Annotated in this window: 18 protein-coding genes; 10 read left to right on the forward strand and 8 right to left on the reverse strand. The window is 68.9% G+C overall.

Annotation, left to right across the window (positions count from 1 at the left end; all coding sequences use genetic code 11):
- The 4 genes from RUR49_RS00005 to RUR49_RS00020 form a co-directional block, all read right to left on the reverse strand.
- Window positions 1-767: hypothetical protein (locus tag RUR49_RS00005; RefSeq protein WP_409144262.1), on the reverse strand; the 767-nt coding region annotated here is incomplete at its 3' end.
- A gap of 126 nt (window positions 768-893) precedes the next feature.
- Window positions 894-1,301: a thiol-disulfide oxidoreductase DCC family protein gene (locus RUR49_RS00010; protein WP_409144263.1), complete on the reverse strand. Its 408-nt coding sequence runs from the start codon at window positions 1,299-1,301 to the stop codon at window positions 894-896.
- Window positions 1,291-2,250: an NAD(P)/FAD-dependent oxidoreductase gene (locus RUR49_RS00015; RefSeq protein WP_409144264.1), complete on the reverse strand. Its 960-nt coding sequence runs from the start codon at window positions 2,248-2,250 to the stop codon at window positions 1,291-1,293. Before RUR49_RS00015 ends, RUR49_RS00010 begins: the two co-directional genes overlap by 11 nt.
- A gap of 156 nt (window positions 2,251-2,406) precedes the next feature.
- Window positions 2,407-2,715, reverse strand: coding sequence for a DUF6522 family protein (locus tag RUR49_RS00020; RefSeq protein ID WP_409144266.1), 309 nt, complete (start codon window positions 2,713-2,715; stop codon window positions 2,407-2,409).
- Window positions 2,716-3,187: 472 nt separating this feature from the next.
- Here RUR49_RS00020 and RUR49_RS00025 point away from each other — a divergent pair, with 472 nt between their 5' ends.
- The 8 genes from RUR49_RS00025 (at window position 3,188) to RUR49_RS00060 (ending at window position 13,784) form a co-directional block, all read left to right on the forward strand.
- Window positions 3,188-3,880 carry a GntR family transcriptional regulator gene (locus RUR49_RS00025; protein ID WP_409144267.1) on the forward strand — a complete coding sequence of 231 codons (693 nt, stop codon included), beginning with the start codon at window positions 3,188-3,190 and terminating at the stop codon, window positions 3,878-3,880.
- A 453-nt stretch (window positions 3,881-4,333) separates the two neighbouring features.
- Window positions 4,334-5,386 (forward strand): TMAO reductase system periplasmic protein TorT, encoded by a 1,053-nt coding sequence (gene torT / locus RUR49_RS00030; RefSeq protein ID WP_409144268.1) that lies wholly within the window; start codon window positions 4,334-4,336, stop codon window positions 5,384-5,386.
- An 80-nt stretch (window positions 5,387-5,466) separates the two neighbouring features.
- Window positions 5,467-6,948, forward strand: a complete 1,482-nt coding sequence (locus tag RUR49_RS00035) for a sugar ABC transporter ATP-binding protein (protein ID WP_409144269.1) — start codon at window positions 5,467-5,469, stop codon at window positions 6,946-6,948.
- A gap of 18 nt (window positions 6,949-6,966) precedes the next feature.
- The gene (locus RUR49_RS00040) at window positions 6,967-7,992 is read left to right on the forward strand and encodes an ABC transporter permease (protein WP_409144270.1); all 1,026 of its coding nucleotides are present in this window, start codon (window positions 6,967-6,969) and stop codon (window positions 7,990-7,992) included.
- Window positions 7,989-8,954, forward strand: coding sequence for an ABC transporter permease (locus RUR49_RS00045; RefSeq protein ID WP_409144271.1), 966 nt, complete (start codon window positions 7,989-7,991; stop codon window positions 8,952-8,954). The genes RUR49_RS00040 and RUR49_RS00045 overlap by 4 nt, the downstream gene beginning before the upstream one ends.
- Window positions 8,955-8,979: 25 nt before the next feature.
- Window positions 8,980-11,040: a hydantoinase/oxoprolinase family protein gene (locus tag RUR49_RS00050; RefSeq protein ID WP_409144272.1), complete on the forward strand. Its 2,061-nt coding sequence runs from the start codon at window positions 8,980-8,982 to the stop codon at window positions 11,038-11,040.
- Window positions 11,041-11,063: 23 nt separating this feature from the next.
- Complete coding sequence (locus RUR49_RS00055; protein ID WP_409144273.1) at window positions 11,064-12,872, forward strand: hydantoinase B/oxoprolinase family protein; 1,809 nt, start codon at window positions 11,064-11,066, stop codon at window positions 12,870-12,872.
- Between the two features lie 3 nt (window positions 12,873-12,875).
- A complete protein-coding gene (locus RUR49_RS00060) occupies window positions 12,876-13,784 on the forward strand; it encodes a DMT family transporter (RefSeq protein WP_409144274.1) in 909 nt (302 codons plus the stop codon).
- Between the two features lie 68 nt (window positions 13,785-13,852).
- Here the strand turns inward: RUR49_RS00060 and RUR49_RS00065 are convergent, their stop codons facing one another.
- Window positions 13,853-14,884 (reverse strand): 2-dehydropantoate 2-reductase, encoded by a 1,032-nt coding sequence (locus RUR49_RS00065; protein ID WP_409144275.1) that lies wholly within the window; start codon window positions 14,882-14,884, stop codon window positions 13,853-13,855.
- A gap of 2 nt (window positions 14,885-14,886) precedes the next feature.
- Window positions 14,887-16,398 (reverse strand): acyl--CoA ligase, encoded by a 1,512-nt coding sequence (locus RUR49_RS00070; protein ID WP_409144276.1) that lies wholly within the window; start codon window positions 16,396-16,398, stop codon window positions 14,887-14,889.
- A gap of 317 nt (window positions 16,399-16,715) precedes the next feature.
- On the opposite strand from RUR49_RS00070, the gene RUR49_RS00075 reads away from it, so the two are divergent.
- Both RUR49_RS00075 and poxB read left to right on the forward strand, forming a co-directional pair.
- Window positions 16,716-17,216, forward strand: coding sequence for a DUF427 domain-containing protein (locus tag RUR49_RS00075; protein WP_409144277.1), 501 nt, complete (start codon window positions 16,716-16,718; stop codon window positions 17,214-17,216).
- Window positions 17,217-17,416: 200 nt separating this feature from the next.
- Window positions 17,417-19,144, forward strand: a complete 1,728-nt coding sequence (gene poxB, locus RUR49_RS00080) for a ubiquinone-dependent pyruvate dehydrogenase (protein ID WP_409144279.1) — start codon at window positions 17,417-17,419, stop codon at window positions 19,142-19,144.
- Window positions 19,145-19,243: 99 nt separating this feature from the next.
- Here the strand turns inward: poxB and RUR49_RS00085 are convergent, their stop codons facing one another.
- Together RUR49_RS00085 and RUR49_RS00090 are read right to left on the reverse strand one after the other, a co-directional pair.
- The gene (locus tag RUR49_RS00085) at window positions 19,244-20,542 is read right to left on the reverse strand and encodes a threonine/serine exporter ThrE family protein (RefSeq protein ID WP_409144280.1); all 1,299 of its coding nucleotides are present in this window, start codon (window positions 20,540-20,542) and stop codon (window positions 19,244-19,246) included.
- 1 nt (window position 20,543) lies between these two features.
- Window positions 20,544-22,184, reverse strand: a complete 1,641-nt coding sequence (locus tag RUR49_RS00090) for an NAD-dependent malic enzyme (protein WP_409144282.1) — start codon at window positions 22,182-22,184, stop codon at window positions 20,544-20,546.
- Window positions 22,185-22,189: the final 5 nt, after the last annotated feature.

Below are 22,189 nucleotides of genomic sequence, written 5' to 3' on the forward strand. Positions count from 1 at the left end.
CAGCGACAGAAGGTCTGCGGGACGATCTTCTTCAGCCGGGTCGTCGGCGCACCCTGCCGTGCGATGTATTCGGAAACGCCGTACTTGTCCTCGGCCGCCGGGTTCCAGTCGTAGGACCACCCCATCGCCGTGAACGGATAGCCGTAGGACTCCTTTGTCGGCACATTGCGCGTGTAGGACGCCCACATCTGCCGGAACACGAACGCCTGAGTCTCGGCGAACGCCGGATCGACCGCAGCGCGGGCGACCGCGGCGGGATCGTCGGGCAGCATGAAGCTGCAGGTCTTCGCCGCCACGTCCGGCCCGCTGGCGCAGGGACGGAAGGCCTTGCGGACCGGAATGGTGAACTCGACCATCACATATTCGCCGGTGCGTGGCGGCAGGCCGAGGATCTGTTGCATGGCCAGCACCGGGTCCGCCGCCCCTGCGCACGCCGCCGCGAGTTCCTTCGGCAGCGCAACGAACAGCGACGCCTTCAGCCGGCCCTTCGCGTCGACGATATCGGAGGCCCCCACCCATCGCAGCGCGATGACGCGAACGTTCGTGCGCGTGTCGTCGATCGGTCTCAATGCCTTCGCGAAGCCCGGGCGCTTGATCGCAGCATCACGCACCGCCGCGTTGTAGGCGTCGAGCTGGTCGGCGCGCACTTCCGCCGGCGCCGGCCAGAAGATCGCCTCCTCCGCCATCACGGCACCGGCGGCGGTCAGGGCGATCCCGGTGAAGGCCAATCGGCCGAGTTGCAGCAACCACGATCCGATCGAAGACATGCCTCATCCCCCGACATGCGGCTCCGTCTTGGCGCGCCAAGGCGCGCAAAACGACGACCACGTTCCTTCGAAGGTCTCACTACGACGGGTGAACGGGCAATGTCTTGCGCTGGCGCAATTCCAGCGTCAGGTGCCACTTCCGGCGTCAGGCCGCCGCCGTCCCTGTAGCGCACCGAACAGACGCGACAGCGCGGGCCTGACCGGCAGGAACATCCGGTAGCCGGTTTCCAGGATGGTCATGGCGCCGGGCAGCGAGGCGAGACGGGCCGCCCAGCGCCAGCGCGGCAGCACCCGCCAGATGCCGACGAATGCAGCCGCCCCCGACAGCAGCGCCCCGTCGGCGCGGCGGACATGGAAGCGCGCCATCGCCTGCGGGCCCGTGAGACCCGGCCCGAGCGTCGCCTCGTCTTTCGAGACGTCGCGAAAGCACAGCGCGGCAGCGCCCGGCTGTGAGGCGTAGTGGCCGATCTCCGCCCGGCACAGCGGACAGGAACCGTCGAAATAGACCGTCAGCTCGGGCGGATCAGGCGGCACGGCCGACCTCCAGACCCGCGACGACAGCGTCCGCCATCGCCTCTCCGCTGTCGAAGGCGGCCTCAACACGCGGGCCGAGGCACCAGTCGCCACAGGCGCCGAGCCGCGAGGACTTGTCCCACAGGAACGGCGAGCCCGCGGTCTCCTCGACCCGTGCGTAACGCCAGCGGTGCGCGGCAGCGAAGGTCGGTGTGGAGGTGATGCCGGTGGCTGCGCGCCAGTGCGGCTCGAGAAGTGCGGCCACGGTCTCCTGCGTCGCTTCGAGGTTGCGACGCGACCAGTCCGCCCCCGCATGGACGACGAGCGTCTCGCGACCACCACGCCGACCGAGCTTGGTGCCGTTCCGCGCGACCCAGGCGAGCGGCCCGTCGTGCGGCCTCAGGTGGTCCCAATCCACCGAGAGTGGCGTCTCGAACGCCAGCATCAGCGCCCAGCAGGGCGCGTAGCGAACCGCCGCCAGCTGCGGAAGCGCCACGCCGGCAGTCGCCGCGATCGGCACCGCCTGCGGTGCCGGCACCGCCAGCACGACGGCCGAGAAGGCGCCGTTGTCGGGCGCGTCGGCGACGCCCGCGGAGTTGAACACCGTCCAGCCCGAGGCGCCTCGCTCGAGGGCCGTGACCGCACGCCCGCCAACCACCGTCAACCCGTCGGCCATCGCCCGCGCCGGTGCCGTCATGGCGGGCGTGCCGACGAAGCCGCCGTCGAACCACTCGCCGACCATTCGCTCGACGCACCAGTCCTCGACCAGAGCGGAGAAGCGGAGCCCCTTCGCCGTGAAGTACTGCACTCCATGGTCGAACTGGAGGCCGTCCACACGGCGGGTCGCCATCCGCCCGCCGAGCCCGCGGCTCTTGTCGAAGATGACCGGCTCGATGCCGGCCGCCGTCAGGCGTCGCGCCGCAGCGAGGCCCGCCATGCCCGCCCCAATGATCGCCACCCTCGTCGTCATGTCCGCACCACTCGATGACCCGCTCCTGGTCAAGTTTCCGGCGCTCCATACGCTCGACGGACCGGTGTGGACCTGTGCACTGGCGTCACGCCTCGGCCTTCGGCGGAGGCCCGTGACATGGACTGCCCCCCCGATCCGCATCCCACCGGCTGCGCGTCACCGCCGGGCGCCAGGATTGCCGGCGGGATTGCGCGGGTCGCGCAGCGCCGCCGGCAGGGGCCGATCGCCGAAATCGATCGTCGAGCGGCGGAGGGCCCGGCCAGCCGCATCGACGACGAGGTTCAGCCGCGCATTGCGGAAGAAGAACACGCAGAGCCACTGCCCAGCGTCCTCACCGACGCCCTCGTAGAGCCGGCCGGTGATCGCGCCGGTGCGCATGAGATCTGGAACCGCCGAGGCCTCGAGGCCGAAGCCAGTGGCAATCGCCTCCGCATCGACCTCGAAGGGTGCAGCGAACGCGTTCATCTGACCGACCTCGCGACGACTTGCTTCATCACGGCTCGAATTACGCCGGCGTGCGCTTGAAAGCGCAACCACCGGAACGATCCGGGGGCGGCACCGCCCCCGAAATCGGAATCGGCGGAGGTCCGGGGGTCGCGGGTCAGATCAGATCACAGAGATCCGGGCCGGTGCACCAGTGGATCCCGTCGTCGCCGCGGATGATCGCGTCGAGGCTCTCGTCGGTCATGCGGTCTGCGGCTACACGTCGAATGGGGCGGTGTCGGCGCGGCCGTCCGCCCGGGAGTGTCACCGTCCGGTCGATCCGCCGTCGCGTCGTGCGCGGTTGCGCACGGCCGCGGCAGCCCCGCCTCGCGCCTCGCCCCGGCAGACCGAATGACTTGACCGCCGCCGAGCAGGGCGGTCATTGCTTCGGAAAGGGCCCGTCGCCGATCGTGCTGCCGCGCCGGCGAGCATGGGATCGAGGGAAACAGACTTGATGCTGAAAGATGGCCGCGCCATCGCGTCGATCGCCCAGGGGAGCCTTTCGCAGCGGGCCTACTCCGTCCTGCGCGACGGCCTCATCAATGGACACTTCCGGCCGGGCCAGCGGCTGGTGATGCAGGATCTTGCCGACCAGCTCGGCACGTCGATCACCCCGGTGCGCGAGGCCTGCATGCGGCTCGTCAGCGAAGGCGGCCTGCAGCTGCGCTCCGGGCGCTTCGCCATCGTGCCGCCGATGACCCTCGATCGCTACATGGAGGTCCGGCTGATGAGGCTCGAGCTCGAGGGGCTCGCCGCCGAGATCGCCGCAAAGAAAGCGACGCCCGAAGACCTCGCGCGCCTTCACGAGATCCACCCGCTCTACACCGCCGCCGACAAGCCGGAACTCCCCGAAGAAGCCTTTCGCCTGAACCGCGAGTTCCACTTCGCGGTCTACGGGATGTCGCGCCTGCCGATGCTGGTCAGTCATATCGAGAGCCTGTGGACCTCGATGGGACCCATGCTGACGATATTCTTCATCCGGGGGCGGCGGACCTACTATGGTGCCGATACCCACAAGCAGGTCATCGAGCGTATCGAGGCTGGTGATGGCGCCGGAGCGCGTGACGCCATCCGTCGCGACATCATGGCGGGCGGCGTCGATTTCATCCGCTTTCTGGAAGAAGAGAACGAAATCACGGTCCCGTAGCGCCCGAGTCTGGAGTTTCCGATTCTCCGACGGGGCACCCCTAAGCCGTTGACTCGTATTTTATAAGTTGCATGATGAGGCCTCATCCGAGCGGGGCGGCCGGGGGAAAGAGGCCATGTGGCTGGGAGGCTCTGCCGCAGCACCGGGGTCAGCCACGGCGACCGTCGTCTCGACGGGGCCGCAGGCGACAACCGACGCCCACGTGCCGTTGGCCCGTAAGCCCACGACCGCACGGTCCCGGAGACCGACACTGACACCGGGTGCGGGCCGGTCGGTCACGATGACCTCCATGGTGCCACCGCCCCTCCGTCGCCTGGCGTTCCAACGCGAGATGCCGAGGAGCCCAGGTGCTACGGCGACGCACTTCTCGCCACCGGTCGGATACGCTGCTCCGACCTCCTCTCTTCAACAGAAGCCGCAACGGCCCTCAGCCTTCGAACAAGGAGAACCACGATGCACCTGACCAAAGCGCTTCTCGCCTGCTCGGTTCTTGTCGCCTCGGTGTCGGCCGCCTCGGCGGAGGACTGGTTTCCCTTCTCCATCGCCACCGCCAAAGGTGGCGACCTGACGAAGGTCGAGACGATCGACTACACGCCCCTCGAGAAGGCAGAGAAGCCCTGGAACCTGTGCGTCCTCTTCCCGCATCTGCAGGACAGCTACTGGCTCTCGGTGAACTATGGCATTGCCGAGGAAGCGAAGCGCCTCGGCGTGAAGTTCACGCTGCTGCAGGCCGGCGGCTATTCCAACCTTCCGAAGCAGATCTCGCAGTACGACGACTGCCTGGCCGCCGGTGCCGACGCCATCCTGATCGGCGCGATCTCGGAAGCCGGCCTCGCCGCCAAGATCAACGAGGGCATGGCGAAGGGCGTCGTCAACATCGCGGTCGCCAACCCGGTGCTCGAGACCAAGATCACCGCGCGCATCACCCCTGACTTCCACGCCAAGGGCTTCGAGACCGGCGAATACGTCAAGGCCCATCTCGCCGACAAGGGTGGCGCCGCGGTCGGCTTCCCCGGGCCGCAGGGCTCTGGCTGGGCCGAGACCTACATGTCCGGCTTCCGCGATTCCACGGCGAACGGCAACGTCAAGCTGCTCGCGGAAGTGTTCGGCGAGGCGTCGGTGCCGGCGCAGCTGCGCCTCGTCGAGGACGCCCTGCAGACCTATCCCGACATGACCGTGATCTGGGGCGGCGCGCCGACGGCGGAAGCGGCGATCGGCGCCGTGGCCGACGCCGGCCGCGACGACATCACGATCATCTCCTCCTACGAGAACCAGACGATGCTGGGGTCGGTGAGGGACGGCAAGGTTCTTGCCTTCTCCACGGAGTATCCGGTGATCATGGGCCGCATCGGCGTCGATCTCGCCGTCCGCGCGCTCGAGAAGAAGGAACACGAGACGATCCTGCTCGTCGCCCCCGGCATCGTCAGCAAGGACAATGTCGAGACGATCGACACGACGCAGATCTTCGCGCCCGACGGCTTCCAGCCCGTCTTCTCGGCCGAGTAAAGCGTCGCCCGGCCGACGGACCCCTCCGGACGCGTCTTCGGCGCGTCCGGAGCACGTCATCGACAAGGAACCCACCGCGCATGCTGGAACTCACCGGTTTCTCCAAGGCGTTCAACCACGTGGTCGTTCTGGACAATGTGGATTTCACGCTGGAGCCGGGTGAGGTCCATGCCCTCCTGGGGGAGAACGGGGCCGGCAAGTCGACCCTGATCAATCTCGTCATCGGCACCTATGCCCGCACCGCCGGGCGGATGGTCCTGAAGGGCCGCGAGATCGAGACGCTCGATCCCAAGACGTCCCGCGAGCTCGGCATCGCCGCGGTGTTCCAGGAGTTCTCGCTGCCGCCTGACCTGACGGTGGCCGAAAGCCTGTTCCTCGGCCGTGAGGAGAGGATCGGCCCGTTCCTGCGCCGCAGCAGGATGCGCGCGGCTGCGCAAAAACTCCTCGACGAGTTCGGCTTCCACGTGCCGCTCGATGCCAAGATCGCGAGCCTCAGCCGCGCGCAGAAGCAGATGGTGGAGATCGCCAAGGCGCTCTGCATCGGTTCGGACGTGCTGATCCTGGACGAGCCGACGGCCTCGCTGACCGACGGGGAGGCGGAAAAGCTGTTCGAGGCGATGGCGAAGCTGAAGGCCCGGGGCGTCGGCATCATCTACGTCTCTCACCGCATGAGCGAGATTCGTGACCTGTCCGACCGGGTGACGGTGCTGCGGGGCGGCAAGCGTGTGGCCACCGTCCGAACCTCCGACGTCACCGACGGCGAGCTCATCGAGATGATGGTCGGCGTGCCGGTGGACAAGCTGTTCCCGGAGATCGACGCCGAGCCGGGCAAGGAGCGCCTGCGCGTGTCGCATCTCACTAGCGCCTCGGGATCGGTGCGCGACGCCTCGATCCGGCTGCACGCCGGCGAGGTGGTTGGGCTCGCGGGGCTCGTCGGCTGCGGGCGCAGCGAGCTCTGCCGCGCCATCTTCGGGCTCGAGCCGCTCGCCGATGGCGAGATCATCCTGTCGGGGCGTCACGTCACCCACCCGACGCCAGCGCGAATGCTGCACCAGCGCCTGTGCTACTTCCCGAGCGACCGTGGTGCCGAGGGCCTCGCGCTCGTGCGGCCCGTGCGCGAGAACGTCACCATGGCGACCCTGGACGAGCCGGCGATCGCCTCCGGCCCGCTCCTGCGCTCCTGGGACGAGGGGCGCGTCGTCCGCACGCCGCTCGAGGACCTCGGATTGAAGCCGATGGCGCCGGAGCGGCGGGTGATCGCGTTTTCGGGCGGCAACCAGCAGAAGGTGATGCTGTCGCGCGGCCTGATGCGGCCCTTCGACGTCTACCTGTTCGACGAGCCGACCGTCGGCATCGACGTCAACGCCAAGTCCGATGTCTATGCCCTGATCAAGCGCCTCGTCGAGGACGGCGCCGCCGTGATCCTGTCGAGTTCCGAACTCCCGGAACTGCTGCACCTCGCCAGCCGCATCTACGTCATGGCCGAGGGACGGATCGTGTCCGAGATTGCCGGTGAGGAAAGGACAGAGGCTGCGATCCTGTCACACTATTTCAGCCACTGAAGGCGGGGGAGACGGACGATGACCGCTTCCGCCTCGGCCGGCTCCGCGCCATCGACGCCTGCGAACCAGCGCGTTCGTCTCGAGTTCTTCCTCGTCAACGGCGGGATCGTGCTCGCCCTCCTCGTCGTGGCGGTGGTCTGCACCGCGCTCGCCGAGCCGCGGTTCCTGAACCGGCTGAACCTGATCAACCTCGGCCGCAACTTCTCCTTCCTACTCATCCCGGCGATGGCGCAAATGCTGGTGATGACGGCCGGCGGCTTCGACCTGTCCGTCGGCGCCGTGGTGGCGATCGGCTCGGTCGTCAGCGCCCTGGCGATGGGCGCAGTGCTGACCGCGATGCCGGGCGCCGAGGGGCTGTCGATCGCCCTGGCGCTCGCGGTCGTCCTCGCGGTGGGTCTCGGCGTCGGCCTCGTCAACGCCGTGCTGATCGCCGGTTTCCGGCTGTCGCCGTTCATGGTGACGCTCGCCGTCATGTCGGCCCTGACGGGGCTGGCGCTCTACTACACGCAGGGCATCCCGATCTACGGCGTCGCCGAGAGCTTCGTCACCAGCGTCGGCCGCGGCCAGATCGCCGGCCTTCCTGTCATCCTGGTGATCGCGCTCACGATCCTCGCCCTGTGCATCCTGCTGCAGCGCTTCACCGTGCTCGGCCAGCACATCTACGCCGTCGGCAGCGACGAGCGGGGCGCGCGGCTCTCCGGCGTGCCGACGCGGCGCGTGCTGGTCATCACCTACGCGATGGCCGGGATGCTCGCCGCCTTCACCGGCTTCCTGATGACGGCGCGGATCGGCTCGGGTCAGGCGACCATCGGCGGCACGCTGGCCCTGGAGACGATCGCCGCGGCCGTGATCGGCGGCGTGTCGCTGCGCGGCGGCGTCGGCCGGGCCGGCCTGGTGGCGATGGCCGCGCTGTTCCTGACGGTGATCGCCAACGCCATGAACCTCCTGCAGTTCGACAGCAAGTACCAGACGCTGGTGCTGGGCGTGGTCCTCATTCTCGCCCTCGGCATGGAGCGCCTGCTGCTGAGGAGCCGGGGTTCATGAGCGCGAGCGCCTCCGCGACCGTCGGCCTGCGGTTCGTCCTGCAGCGGCTCGGCCCCTGGCGGCTGCCGATCGGCATCCTCGTCATGCTGCTGGCCTTCGCCGCTGTCGAGCCGCGCGTCGTCTCTGGCGCGAACCTGCGCAACATCACCGTGCAGGCGAGCTACCTCGCCGTCTTCGCCCTCGCCCAGTGCCTGGTCATCCTGACCCGGGGCTTCGATCTCTCCCTCGGCTTCACCGTGTCGCTGGTCAGCGTGCTTTCGGCGATGGCGATGGTGGCGACGGGCTCGCCCCTGGTGGGCATCATGGCCGGGCTCGGCGTCGGGCTGCTCGTCGGCGCGGCGAACGGCCTGCTGATCGGCGGCATCGGTCTCAACCCGCTGGTGACCACCCTCGGCATGGCGAACATCGTCATGGCGCTCGCCTCCACGGTCAGCGGCGGCTTTCCGGTCTCGGGGCTGCCTGCCAGCTTCACCGGGACCTTCGCCCAGGGCAGCTTGCTCGGCATCGCGGCCCCGGTGTGGATCGTCGCGGTGCTTTTCCTCGGCGGCTTTCTCCTCCTCACCGTCACGCGCTTCGGCCGCAGCCTCTACATCATCGGCGCCAACCCGCGCGCGGCGGTGGCGGCCGGCATCAACACGTTCGGCACGCTCGGCTTCGCCTACACGCTGTGCTCGCTCGTCACGGCGACGGGAGCGCTGCTCCTGACCGCCCGAACCGGCTCGGGCGAGCCGAACCTCGGCGGCAACCTGACGCTCGAGGCGATCGCTGCGGCCGTCGTCGGCGGTGCCAAGCTCTCCGGCGGCGAGGGCGGGGTCGCCTCCGCCCTGCTCGGCGCGCTCTTCGTCACCGTGCTGTCGAACGGCATGAACCTCATCCAGCTCGACGGCTACCTCCAGCAGATCTGCCTCGGCGCCATCATCGTCATCAGCCTCGTCCTCAGCCGCGACACCTTCCGCCGCTGACCGGACCAATTCGGGTACAGTGCCAATGGGCTATCAGGTTTGCATCGACATCGGCGGGACCTTCACGGATTGCCTGGTGTCCGACGGTGACGGTCTGATTTCGATCTTCAAGTCGCCGACGACACCTGGGGAGTTCGAGAAGGGCTTCATCAATGTGCTGCACGCCGCCGCCGAGGGCCATGGCCTGACCCCCGACGCCTTCCTGAAGGACATCGAGCTGATCGTGCACGGGTCGACCGTGTCGACGAACGCGCTGGTGGAGAAGAAGACCGTCAAGGTCGGCCTGATCCTCAACGAAGGTCACGAGGACGTGCTCTTGCTGCGGCAGGGGCCGCGCAAGGGCGCCTTCCAGTGGAAGCTCGACTATCCCGACCCCTACGTGCCGCGCCATCTGACGCGCGGCGTCACGGGCCGGATCGACGCGCGCGGGCGCGAGCTGGTGGCCCTCGACGAGGACGGCGTGCGCAGCGCGGCCGCCGCCTTCCGGTCGCTCGGTGTCGAAGCGGTCGCCGTCGGCCTGCTCTGGTCGGTGGTGAACCCGGTGCACGAGCTGCGCGCGGGCGAGATCCTCACCGAGGAGCTCCCCGACATCCCGATCACGCTCTCCCACGAGATCAACCCGATGCCGCGCGAGTACCAGCGCATCATCGCCACCGCGATCGACGCGTCGATCCACCCGATCGTGTCGCGCTACATCGGGCGTCTGCAGAGCGCCCTCGACGAGGCGGGCTTCGCGGGGGAACTCCTGCTGGCGAACTGCGTCGGCGGGATGATGCCGCAGCCGGAGATGCTGAAGAAGCCGATCTACTCGGTGATGTCGGGCCCGACGCTCGCACCCATGGCGGCGCTCGCCCTGTCGGACGAGCCGGACATCATCGTCGGCGACATGGGCGGCACCACCTTCGACGTCTCGGCGCTGCGCGATCACCAGATCATCATCACCCCCGACAGCATGATCCACGACGACTCCCTCGGCATTCCGAAGGTCGACGTGCGCTCGGTCGGTGCGGGCGGCGGCTCGATCGCCCACGTCGACGCCGGCGGTCTCCTGAAGGTCGGGCCGCAATCCGCGGGCGCCCGTCCGGGTCCGGCCTGCTACGGCGCGGGGGGCGAGCGGCCGACGGTCACGGATGCCAACGTGGTGCTCGGCCTCGTCGATCCCGACTACTTCCTTGGCGGCAAGATGAAGCTCCACCGCGATCTGGCGGAGAAGGCGGTCGGCGAGGTCGCCGCGGCGCTCGGCATCGGCCTCGAGGAGGCGGCCTACGCGATCTACACGACATCCAACCACAACATGGTCGCCGCGATCGAGGAGATCACGGTGCGCGAGGGCATCAACCCGCGCGACAGCGTGTTCGTCTGTGGCGGCGGGGCGACGGCGATCCACATCGCCGAGATGGCCGATATCCTCGGCCTCAAGCGCTACATGGTCCCGCGCTTCATGGCCGGCCTCAGCGCCTTCGGCGGGCTCATCTCGGACATCCGCAATGAAAAGAGCGGCGTGCTGCTGACGTCCGACGTCGACTTCGATCTCGACGGCGTCAACGCCCTTCTGGCGCAGTTGCGCACGGCCGGGGACGGCTTCCTGGCAGATGCCGGCGTCGCACCGGAGAACCGCCAGTTCGAGGTCTCCTACATGGGCCGCTACGAGTTCCAGTCCTTCGAGATCGAGGTGCCGCTCACCCTCCCCGAAGGCGGGCTGACGGCCGCCGACCTGCCGGTGCTGGTCGAGGCCTTCCACCGGATGCACGAGCGCATCTACTCGATCCGCATCGACGGCGACGTGGTGGAGTTCACCGCCTGGAAGCTGCGCGCCATCGGCAAGCGGCCGGGTCAGGAGGCCTGGCGGCTGCATACTCTACCGGCGCAGGCGGGACCGGTGACGCCGAAGGCGTCGCGCCGGGTCTACGACCAGCCCGCCCGCAGCATGGTCGAGGTGCCGGTCTACGAGCTGTCGACGCTGGGCGAAGGGGCAAGGCTCGCGGGTCCGTGCCTCATCGAGTCACCGACCTTCACCGCCTACCTCAAGCGGGGCCACGACGGATCGCTGGACCCGTTCGGCAACCTCAACGTCACCGTCGCCTGACGCGGAAGAAGGAGACAGACGCCATGAAACTCCCCGACACTTCCGCTGCTGCCGATGCCGATGTCGCGAGCCGCCGCATCGACCCCTTCCTGATGTCGGTGCTGAAGAGCCGCTTCGAGGCGATCGTGCGCGAGATGACGCTGGTCGTGATGCGGGCGAGCCGCTCCGCCGTCATCAAGAACGCGCGCGATTTCAGCTGTGCGATCCTCACCTACGACCACCAACTCGTCTCGGTCGAGGACGCCCTGCCGATCCACGTCATGTCGATGGACATGGCGACCCGGCCCCTGACGCAGCTCTTCGACGACATCAAGCCGGGCGACATCTACATCAACAACTGCCCCTTCACGGGCGGCACCCACCACGCCGACCTGATCATGTCGATGCCGGTGTTTTTCGAGGGCGAGCCGCTGTTCTGGGTGGTCGCCCTCTCCCATCACGCCGACACGGGGGCCCCTGCCCCCTCGACCTACCTGCCCTTCGCCAAGACGATCTTCGAGGAGGGGCTGCATTTCCCGTGCGTGCGGCTCGCCGAGAACTACAAGGAGAAGAAGGACATCCTGCGCATCGGCTCGATGCGCAACCGGGTGCCGGACCTCTGGCTTGGCGACGTGGCGGCGCAGAGCGGTGCCTGCCGCACGGCCGAACGGCGCATCATCGACCTGATCGGGCGCTATGGCCGCGACACCGTCGTCGACTTCGTCGCGGACTGGTTCGACTATGGCCGCCGCTGCGCCAAGGCCGCCATCGCCAAGCTGCCGGCTGGCACCTACGAGTACACCACCACCCACGATCCGGTGCCGGGCGTCGCCGACGCGGGCATTCCGGTGCACGTGAAGGTCACCGTCGATCCCGTCGCCGGCGAGATCGTCGTCGACGTGCGCGACAACATCGACAACGTCCCGGGCGGGCTCAACCTCTCGGCCAACACTTGCACGGGCTCGTGCCGCATCGGCGTGTTCAACAATCTCGACGAGTCGATTCCCCACAACGAGGGATCGAAGTCGCAGATCAAGGTACTGTTGCGCGAGGGTTGCGCCATTGGCGCGCCGAAGTATCCGGTCGGCACCTCGGTCGCGACGACGAACGTCAACGACCGCCTGATGATCGCCGGCAACGCCGTCTTCTCGCGCATGGGCGCGCCCTACGGCCAGGCGGAAGGCGCCTCGCACCTGCCGGCGGGCGTGGGCGTGATCTCGGGCTCGGATCCCTTCAAGCGCGGCAAGGGATACGTCAACCAGATCTTCGTCGGCTATGGCGGCGGCGCGGCGAACCACGGCCACGACGGCTGGCTCACCTATTGCGGCCCGGCGAATGCGGGCCTCATCCAGCTCGATTCCGTCGAGGTGGACGAGTCGATGTATCCGATCGTCATCGAGCGGCGCGGCGTCGTGCGTGACAGCCAGGGCCTCGGCGAGTTCGAGGGCGCGCCTGGCATGGGCGGCGTCTTCTATCCGCTCGACCACGACATGACGATCATCTATGCGGCCGACGGTACGTCCAATCCGCCGCGCGGCGTGCTGGGCGGGACGACGGCGAAGGCGAGCTATTCGAAGCGCCTCGATCCGGACGGGAGCGAGGAAGTGCTGCCGGCGTTCTCCGAAGAGGTGATCCCGGCCGGCAGCCGCATCGCCTTCACCGCCTGCGGCGGCGGCGGCTACGGCGAGCCTCTGCAGCGGGACCCCGATCGCGTCCTGCGGGCGGTCAACCGCGGCTGGCTCAGTCCCGAGGTGGCGCGCGAATCCTATCGCGTCGCCCTGGCGGAGACGGCGGAGCCGGGCGTGCATGTTCTGGATGCTGCGGAGACCGCCAGGTTGCGCGGCGGCGCCTAGAAGATGTCCGGCCCCCGCGCCTTCCTGCTCCTGCTCGTCGCGGCCCTCCTCTACGGTGGCAGCTTTCCCGTCAACCGGCTGGCCTCGGAAGCGGGCTGGCCAGCCCTGGCCTTCGCCCTGGTACCGGCGCTGCTCGCCGGCATCGCCCTGACGGTGCTCTGCGCATTGCGCGGCGTGCGGCTGTCGCTCGGGCGGCGGGCCCTCACCGCGAACCTCGTCATCGGTGGCCTCGGGATCGGCCTGCCGGTCGGCATCCTCGTCGCGGCCGCCCAACATCTCCCCGCCTCGACGCTAACTCTGGTGCTGTGCCTCTCGCCGATCCTGACATTGGCGCTCGCGGCGGCGACCGGCACCGAGCGATTCGAACGCCGGGTCTTTTTCGGCATGATCCTCGGCACGCTCGGCATCGTGCTGATCGTCTGGCCCGACAGCGGCGTGGTGGAAGAAGGAGGCGCGGTGTGGTTCCTGCTCGCGCTCCTGGCGCCGACGATGTTCGCGGTGACCAACAACTGTGCGGTCTGGCTGCGCCCGCCCGCCACGCCCGCTCTGGCGATGGCGGCGGGAACGCTGCTGGGGGGTGCCTTCGTCGCCATCCTGGTGGCGCTGGCGACCGGGGCCGCATTCTGGCCGGCGGAGACCGAAGTTGCGCAGATCACGCCGTTGCTGCTGTCGACGGTGATCAACGGCGTGGTGTTCTGGCTGTTCTTCACGCTTGTCGCGGCGATCGGGGCTGCGCGCTTTTCGCTCTTCAACTATCTCGCCGTGGCCGCCGGAATCCTGTGGAGCATGGCGGTGTTCGGCGAGCGTCCCACGCCCGTCTTCTGGGTCGCGGCAGCGATGATGCTCGTGGGCATGCATCTGGCGTTGCGCGCCGGGCGGGGCGCCGCAGCGAAGCCGGCCGCCCCGAGTTGATCCGCCACCACGGCGGCGCGCCGTGGTGGAAGGATATCCGCGGGCGACGGCTGCCGATGGATGCGGCGCTACTTCGTGCCGTCGGGCAGGATGCGCGCCTCGACGTCCGGATTGCGGGTGTAGAGCCCGAGCACCTGGCCCTGCATGCGCAGGAGCGCCGCGACCGCGTCCAGCATCGGCGTGGCGATGTCGAGCCGGCGGGCGATCTCCAGCACCGAGGAGACGAGCGGGTCGATCTCCATCGGCCGGCCGAGCTCGACGTCGTGGCGGGTCGAGGGCTTGTGGCCGACGATGTCGGTGCCACCCTTGATGCGCTGCTCGATGCCGACGGCGAAGCGGGCACCGACGGCCTCCCCCACCTGCTTGCACTCGACCATCATGTCGTGGATCAGCTGCCGGGTGGCCCGGTCGGCGCCGATGACGTCGAGGCTTGCGCCGGTGAGCGCGGACACCGGATTGAACGACGAGTTGCCCCAGAGCTTGATCCAGATCTCGTCGCGCAGGCGCGGCTTGCGCGGTGCCTTCAGCCCGCCGGCGATCATCATCTCCGACAGCACCTTGACGCGCTCGCTCTCGGATCCGTCCGGCTCGCCCAGCGTGAAGCGGTCGCCGCTCGAATGGTGGATGACGCCGGGCTCGGGAATGTCGCAGGCCGGGTAGACGACGCAGCCGATCGCCCGCTCGGGCCCGAAGAACTTCCACTGGGCGCCGCCGGGATCGACCGTCTCGAGCCACGTCCCGTCAAGGGAGGTGCCGGTCTTGGCACCGTGGAAGTACCACCACGGCACGCCGTTGACGGCCGGCACGATGGCCGTGTTAGGCCCGAGCAGCGGGCCGAACTGCTCCACCACGGCCGGAACGCTGTGCGCCTTCATGCCGACGATGACATAGTCCTGCGGCCCGAGTTCGCGCGGGTCGCTGGTCGCCTTCAGCTTGTACGTCTTCGCCTCCCCGTCCTTCTGCAGCGTCAGGCCCTTCGCCTGGATCGCCGCGAGGTGGGGGCCCCGGGCGACCAGCGACACCTCGGCCCCGGCCTCCGCCAGAGAGGCGGCGATGTAGCCGCCGATCGCGCCGGCGCCGAATACACAGACTTTCGCCATGGTCACGCGTCTCCCAGTCCGAGCGTCTTCGCGAGGCCGATGCGCTGCACCTTGCCTGTGGCGCCCTTCGGAATTTCCGGCAGGAACAGGATCTTCTTCGGCACCTTGAAGTGGGCGAGCTTCGCCTCGGCGAACGACTGCAGCTCGCCGCTCGTCAGCGCCTGGCCCTCCGCCAGCACGATCGCCACGCCGACCTCCTCGCCGAGGATCTTGTGGGGGATGCCGAAGGTAACGCACTGCTGCACCGCCGGGTGCTCGAGCAGCACGTCGTCGACCTCCAGCGGAGAGATCTTCTCACCGCCGCGGTTGATGATCTCCTTGATGCGACCGGTGATCTTCAGATAGCCGCCGTCGTCGAGAAAGCCCTGGTCGCCGGTGCGGAACCAGCCCTCGATGAAGCCGGTGGCGTTCGCCTGCGGGTTGTTCTCGTAGCCGCTCGTGACGTTGGCGCCGCGGATGCAGACCTCGCCCTCCTCGCCCGTCGCCGCCCAGTGGTCGGCGGCGCGGATGCGGATCTCGGGGCCGGCCGCCATGCCGACGAACCCGGGCTTCTGCTCGCCGGGGGGCAGCGGGTTGGACGCCATCTGGTGCGTCGCCTCCGTCATCCCGTAGGCTTCGATCACCGGGCAGCCGAAGGTCTCGCGCAGGGCCATGAACACGGGCGGCGGCAGCGAGGCCGACGAGGAGCGCACGAAGCGCAGCTTCAGGGCGGCGACCAGGTCGGCGTTGCGCTCGGCGCGCTGCAGGATCGCCTGGTGCATCGTCGGCACCGCGGAATACCAGCTCGGCTTCTCGTCCGCCGCCCAATGGAAGAACTTCAGCGCGTTGAAGCCGGGCGTGCAGCAGACCGAAGCGCCGGCCGCCGCCGAGGAGAGCACCACGGCGATGAGGCCGTGGATGTGGAAGAGCGGCATGACGTTGAGGCAGTGGTCGTCCGGCGTCAGCTTTAGCGTCGCGACGATGTTGTTCGCCGAGGCGTTGAGGTTCGCCTGCGAGAGCGGCACCACCTTCGGGCGGGACGTGGTGCCGGAGGTGTGCAGCACGAGCGCCTCGTCGGTCTCCGACGGGGGCGTCGGCTCCGCCTCGTCCGCCCAGAGGGTGAAGGCGCCGGCGGGATCGTCCTCGGCGACCGCCAACTCGGCGACGGGAATGCCGAGGCGGTCGGCGACGCTGCGGACCGGGTTGTGGGAGCCGCTTTCGACCAGCACCAGCTTGGGCTTCAGGTCGGAGAGGTAGAACTCGTACTCGGCCTCCTTGTAGCCGGGGTTGAGCGGTGCCGCCGAGACGCCCGAGGCGACGGCGAGGAAGGCCGAGGCCATCTCCGGGCCGTTCGGCAGCACGATCGCCACCCGGTCGCCGGGACCGATGCCGCGCGCCGCGAGCTGCCGGTGCGTCTTCGTCACGAGCCCGCGCAGGCCGTCGAACGTCAGCGGTCGCCGGCCCGGCGCCGTCAGCGCCGTCGCGCCGGCTGGCGCCCCCTGCAACAAGCTCAAGACGGTCTTCGCCATCTGCATTTCCTCTCCCGGTCCTCGTCTCGTCTTTTGGTGGCGAGATCGCCGGATCATTTGCAGGCGTCTCACCCCGTTGCGCAAGATGTGACGACCACACGAAACGTGGGAACCAATTCCCTTTTGGTTCCCAAGACTTACCGAGCCGATTTGCTGACCGAAGCGAACCGCCGGACCCGGAGGTTCGGCTCCCATCGCCGGCTCCCCTGCGGAGCGTCGGACGATATCGCCCACGATCCGCTGCGGCATTGAGCGTCGACGTCCCGCCTCTATCTTTCCCACCACGCGACACCGTGGGTGCAACGCGGCGGGAGGGGGGGACGATGGTGAACCGACCGATGCGACTGCCGCCCGGACCCGGACAGGAGTCCGTCTGGGACTATCCGCGGCCGCCGCGGCTGGAACTCTGCGGGCTGCCCATCCTCGTCCGCTTCGCCGGCGAGACGATCGCCGAGACGAGCCGCGCCTATCGGCTCCTGGAGACGAGCCACCCGCCGGTCTACTACCTGCCGCCGCAGGACATCCGCCAGGATCTGCTGGAACCGGCGGCGGGAAGCTCGTTCTGCGAGTTCAAGGGCAAGGCGTCCTACGTCACCATTGTCGCCAACGGCCGGCGCTCGGAGCGCGCAGGATGGCTCTATGAGCGCCCGGCAGCGCCTTATGGCGCGCTGGCAGGCCACATCGCCTTCTATGCCTCGCGCGTTGACGAGGCGCGGGTCGGCGACGAGATCGTCCAGCCGCAGCCCGGCGACTTCTACGGCGGCTGGGTGACGTCCGGGATCGTCGGCCCGTTCAAGGGCGCGCCCGGCACGATGGGCTGGTGACGCGCACGACATCGTGCGGTCCGAGCTTGCGGCGTGTCAGCCTCGCGGCAGTCTGCTAGGAGAGAAGCAGAAATCCGCTGCGGCGCGCGTGCTGATCGACCGCCTGCAGGGATAGGAGGAGCCTCGGCACGGCGGCGGGCGATGGCGCGCACCGGCCGGCGGCGCAACTGCCTGTTTCGATTGCCCAACGGGGAAACACGATGGCTGGAGTTCGGGTCGCGGACGTGATGGCACGGACGCTCGCGTCCGCGGGCGTGGAGCGGGTCTGGGGCGTCGTCGGCGACAGTCTCAACGGCTTCACGGATGCCTTGCGCGCCACGCCGCAGGTGAAGTGGATGCACGTGCGCCACGAGGAGGTGGCCGCCTTCGCCGCCGGCGCCGAGGCGCAGCTCACCGGCAAGCTCGCCGTCTGCGCTGGCTCGTGCGGTCCCGGCAACCTTCACCTCATCAATGGCCTGTTCGACTGCCACCGCACCCGCACGCCGGTGCTGGCGATCGCCGCGCACATCCCGAGCCCCGAGATCGGCTCCGGCTACTTCCAGGAAACGCACCCGGAGAGCCTGTTCAAGGAGTGCAGCCACTACTGCGAGCTCGTCTCGAACCCCGCCCAGATGCCGCGCATCCTCGAGATCGCCATGCGGACGGCGATCCAGAAGCAGGGCGTCGCGGTGATCGTCATTCCCGGCGACGTGGCGCTGCTGCCGGCCGTCGGCCACACCGACGGGGCCTTCACGGCGGTGGCGGCGCCGACGGTGGTGCCGGCCGAGGCGGAGCTCGACAAGCTCGTCGCGATGGCGTCGAGCGCCGCGCGGATCACCATCCTCGCCGGAGGCGGCTGCGCGGGGGCGCACGACGAGCTGGTGGCCCTCGCGGCCGCCCTGAAGGCGCCGGTGGTGCACACGCTCCGCGGGAAGCCCTTCGTCGAGTACGACAATCCCTACGACGTCGGCATGACCGGCTTCATCGGCTTCCCCTCGGGCTATCACGCGATGCTCGACGCCGACCTCCTGCTGATGGTCGGCACCGACTTCCCCTACCGGCAATTCTATCCGACCGACGCCAAGGTGGCGCAGATCGACATCCGGCCGGAGAACCTCGGCCGGCGCACGCGCCTCGATCTTGGCCTCGTCGGCGACGTCAAGCAGACGCTCACAGCCCTGCTCCGGAGGCTGAAGCCGCGCGACGACGCGCGCTTCCTCGAGGAGGTGCAGGCGCACTACAAGCTGTCGCGCCGCGACCTCGATGCGCTCGCCACCGGCAAGCCCGGCGACAAGCCGATCCACCCGCAGTACCTCGCCAAGATGATCGACGAGGTCGCCGCCGCGGACGCGGCCTTCAGCGTCGACGTCGGCGAGACGACGGTCTGGGCGGCGCGCTACCTGAAGATGAATGGCCAGCGCCGGCTGATCGGATCGCTCATCCACGGCTCGATGGCGAACGCGCTGCCCCAGGCGATCGGTGTCCAGGGCGCCTTCCCCGGCCGGCAGGTGATCTCGATGTCGGGCGACGGTGGCTTCTCGATGCTGATGGGCGACCTCCTGTCGCTGCGCCAGCTGAAGCTGCCGGTGAAGGTGGTGATCTTCAACAACGGCCTGCTCGGCTTCGTCGACATGGAGATGAAGGCGGCCGGCTTCCTCAATGTCGGCACCGACCTGCAGAACCCCGACTTCGCAGCGATGGCGAACGCCATCGGCATCCTCGGCATCCGCGTCGAGGATCCGGCCGACGTGCGGGGCGCGCTGGAACAGGCATTCGCCCATGACGGCCCGGCGGTGGTGGACGTCGTCACCGACAAGATGGAGCTCGTCATGCCGCCGGCCGTGAAGGCCGAGCAGGCGATCGGCTTCTCGCTCTACGCCGCCCGGGCGATCCTGAACGGCCGCGGCGACGAACTGCTCGAACTCGCCAAGCGCAACCTGTTCCGGTAGCGCGAGCCGGCACGGCGGGGTCGCCCGAGGCGCCCCGCCGGTCCCTCAGCCGGGATCGCCTCTCAGATCTTCTGACGGACCGTCTCCCCTGCCCGCCCGTCAGCGGGCCGCGGCGGGGACGACGCCGGACCACTTCGGAAAGTAGTGCTCCAGCATCATCTTCGGCAGGATCAGGCCGAAGGCCATCGCCAGCAGGATCACCGCCGCGGTGGTGCCGTCGACGACGAGCGGCATCAGCAGGGCCGGCGACGCACCCTCCCCGGCGTTCATGATCTCGACCAGTCCCGCCGCCAGCCGGAACAGGAAAACGCCGGGAATCAGCGAGACGACGGAGGCGAAGGCGACGGCGGAGAACGGCAGTCGCAGGCGGTTCGCCACCGGCGTGACGATGGTGCCGACGATGAGGCAGGCGATGAAGGCGCCGGTCGCGAGGTTCGCCCCGTCCGCCAGCACGAGCCAGCGGCTCGCGTGGGCCAGCATGCCGATGGCGATCGGGATCGCCAGCGTGCGCCAGGGCATCGAGAAGAACGTGCCGTAGGCCGCCACGGCGACGCCCGCCGCCAGCACGTCGTAGAGGAGCGGCACGGGGATCGAGCGGCCCGGCGGCGGCAGGCTCTCCTGGCCGAGCGACAGTCCGGCGATGAGCCCGGTGCAGATCAACAGGATGACGAGGCTCGCAAAGCCGAAGCGGGCCATGCCGAGGGCGATGCGCAGCCGCGACAGGTCGAGGGCGCTGTTGAGGAGGTGTGGCCCGGGCACCAGCACCATGCACGGGCAGAGCGCGACGAGGTAGGGATCGGCGGAGGGGAGCAGACGCGACGCCAGCGCGCCGATCAGACCGGCGAGGAGCGCCGCGCACAGTGGCTGCGCGAGAAAGTTCGACGAGACGTGCGAAAGGCCGCGCCGCAGCACCGCCCCGGCACCGGCGCTGAAGGCCGTGATGCCGAGCGTCAGCGGATCGCTCGCACCGAAGATGATCGCCAGAGCCGCCGCCCCCGCCGCGGTCATGGTGGCGAGGCGGACGAGGGAGACCGGCGCCACGTGGCCGATCGCCTCGAGCGTGGTCAGCGCCTGGGCCGCATCCATCCGGCCGGCGGCAGCGGCGTCGACGACGTCCAGCGTCCGCGTGACCTTGTTCATCTCGACGCCCGCCGGCGCAGCGACGAGCGTTTCCACCCTGAGCCGGCCCGGAATCGCCTCGCCCTCGATGCGCAGGACGATCTCCCCCCAGGCCGGGAGCATCGACACCGACAGGCCGAAGGCGCGGCCGAGCCGCTCGACATTGTCGATGGTGCGCTGGGTCGTCAGGCCGTTGGCGTAGAGGAGCCTCGCGGCGGCGGTGACGGCGGCGACGGCGGCCTCGTGGGGCGCCGTCGCCGGGCTTTCGGTTGTCGCCACCTCAGATGGCGGGATAGCTCGGGATATAGGCGAGCTCATTGATGTGCGCCTCGATGTCGGCGGGACGCGCGACGCGGGCGAGGCCCTTGTCGAAGATGTGCTCGGCGATCCGCGCCGCGACGTGCAGCGACGCCTTCCGGATGTCGCGCTGCGGCGGGTAGATGAGGCCCTGGGCGAGGTCCGCGTCCGTCACCTGCTCGGCGACCGCCTTGGCGGCGACGATGAACATGTCCTCGGTGACGCGCGTCGACTGCGTCGCGAGCACCGCCATCCCCATCGCCGGGAAGATGTAGACGTTGTTGCCCTGCCCCGGGACGAAATGCTTGCCGTTGAAGTCGACCGGCGGGAACGGGCTGCCGCTGGCGAAGATCGCCTGGCCGTTCGACCACTTGTAGGCCTCTTCCGCCGTGCACTCCGACCGCGAGGTCGGGTTCGAATAGGGGAAGATGATCGGCCGGGCGTTGATCTTCGACATCGCCTCGATCACCGCCTGGTTGAACAGCTTCGGGACGGTGCTGACGCCGACGATGCCGGTCGGCCTGATCGCCTCGATCGCCTCGACGAAGGAGGAGATCGGCGCGTGGTCGTGGGCGAACGGCTTCTGGAAGGCCACCACGTCGGTGCGCGAATTGACCATCAGGCCGTTGACGTCGAACAGCCAGTTGCGGGCGCGCGCTTCGTCGATGGTGGCGCCTTCCAGCACCATCGCCTGGCTGATCAGTTCGGCGATGCCGGTAGCGGCCGAGCCGCCGCCGAGGAACAGGAAGGTCTGGTCCGTCAGCTTCTCGCCCGACATCCGCAGCGCGCCGTAGATGCCGGCCACCGCAACGGCCGCCGTGCCCTGGATGTCGTCGTTGTAGGTGCAGATCTGGTCGCGGTAGCGCTCCAGGATCGGCACGGCGTTGATGTTGGCGAAGTCCTCCCACTGCAGGCAGCAGAGCGGGAAGAGCTCCGTCACCGCGGCGACGAACTCGGCGATGAAGGCGTCGTATTCCGGACCGCGGACGCGGTTCTGACGCAGCCCGAGATAGAGCGGATCATCGAGCAACGTGCCGTTGTTGGTGCCGACGTCCAGCGTGATCGGCAGCGTCATCTCGGGCGGCACGCCGGCGCAGACGCTGTAGAGGGCCAGCTTGCCGACCGGGATGCCCATGCCGTTGACGCCGAGGTCGCCGAGTCCGAGGATCCGCTCGCCGTCGGTCACGACGATGAAGCGCACATCCTTCTGCGGCCAGTGCGACAGCACCTCCTTGATGCGGCCCTTCAGAGTGATCGGCAGGTACATGCCGCGGGGCGCCCGCAGGACGTGGTCGTATTTCTGGCAGGCCTCGCCGACGGTCGGCGTGTAGACGAGCGGCATGAAGACGGCCGGGTCGGACATCAGCACGGCGTAGTAGAGCGTCTCGTTGCGCGCCTGGAGGTCGCTCAGGAGCAGGTACTTCTGCAGGTCGTTGTCGAGCATCGACAGCTGCAGGTGGATGCGGGCGACCTGCGTCTCCAGGCTGTCGGGGACGGGGGGCAGGAAGCCCTCGATGCCGAGCCGGGCGCGGTCTTCGGTGGCGAAGGCGCTGCCGCGGTTGAAGGCGGGATCGTGCAGCAGGGACGAACCGCTCAAGGCGGGCTTTGCGCCGGACTGCGACATGGCTC

This window comes from Pseudoxanthobacter sp. M-2 (genome assembly GCF_046156265.1).
Lineage (GTDB): Bacteria > Pseudomonadota > Alphaproteobacteria > Rhizobiales > Segnochrobactraceae > CAMDHY01.

What these genes read in the sequence shown, in the direction of transcription:
- RUR49_RS00015 (WP_409144264.1), bottom strand. Translation starts at nt 2,250, where the DNA reads ATGACGACGAGGGTGGCGATCATTGGGGCGGGCATGGCGGGCCTCGCT.
- RUR49_RS00020 (WP_409144266.1), bottom strand. Translation starts at nt 2,715, where the DNA reads ATGAACGCGTTCGCTGCACCCTTCGAGGTCGATGCGGAGGCGATTGCC.
- RUR49_RS00025 (WP_409144267.1), top strand. Translation starts at nt 3,188, where the DNA reads ATGCTGAAAGATGGCCGCGCCATCGCGTCGATCGCCCAGGGGAGCCTT.
- torT (WP_409144268.1), top strand. Translation starts at nt 4,334, where the DNA reads ATGCACCTGACCAAAGCGCTTCTCGCCTGCTCGGTTCTTGTCGCCTCG.
- RUR49_RS00035 (WP_409144269.1), top strand. Translation starts at nt 5,467, where the DNA reads ATGCTGGAACTCACCGGTTTCTCCAAGGCGTTCAACCACGTGGTCGTT.
- RUR49_RS00040 (WP_409144270.1), top strand. Translation starts at nt 6,967, where the DNA reads ATGACCGCTTCCGCCTCGGCCGGCTCCGCGCCATCGACGCCTGCGAAC.
- RUR49_RS00045 (WP_409144271.1), top strand. Translation starts at nt 7,989, where the DNA reads ATGAGCGCGAGCGCCTCCGCGACCGTCGGCCTGCGGTTCGTCCTGCAG.
- RUR49_RS00050 (WP_409144272.1), top strand. Translation starts at nt 8,980, where the DNA reads ATGGGCTATCAGGTTTGCATCGACATCGGCGGGACCTTCACGGATTGC.
- RUR49_RS00055 (WP_409144273.1), top strand. Translation starts at nt 11,064, where the DNA reads ATGAAACTCCCCGACACTTCCGCTGCTGCCGATGCCGATGTCGCGAGC.
- RUR49_RS00060 (WP_409144274.1), top strand. Translation starts at nt 12,876, where the DNA reads ATGTCCGGCCCCCGCGCCTTCCTGCTCCTGCTCGTCGCGGCCCTCCTC.
- RUR49_RS00065 (WP_409144275.1), bottom strand. Translation starts at nt 14,884, where the DNA reads ATGGCGAAAGTCTGTGTATTCGGCGCCGGCGCGATCGGCGGCTACATC.
- RUR49_RS00070 (WP_409144276.1), bottom strand. Translation starts at nt 16,398, where the DNA reads ATGCAGATGGCGAAGACCGTCTTGAGCTTGTTGCAGGGGGCGCCAGCC.
- RUR49_RS00075 (WP_409144277.1), top strand. Translation starts at nt 16,716, where the DNA reads ATGGTGAACCGACCGATGCGACTGCCGCCCGGACCCGGACAGGAGTCC.
- poxB (WP_409144279.1), top strand. Translation starts at nt 17,417, where the DNA reads ATGGCTGGAGTTCGGGTCGCGGACGTGATGGCACGGACGCTCGCGTCC.
- RUR49_RS00090 (WP_409144282.1), bottom strand. Translation starts at nt 22,184, where the DNA reads ATGTCGCAGTCCGGCGCAAAGCCCGCCTTGAGCGGTTCGTCCCTGCTG.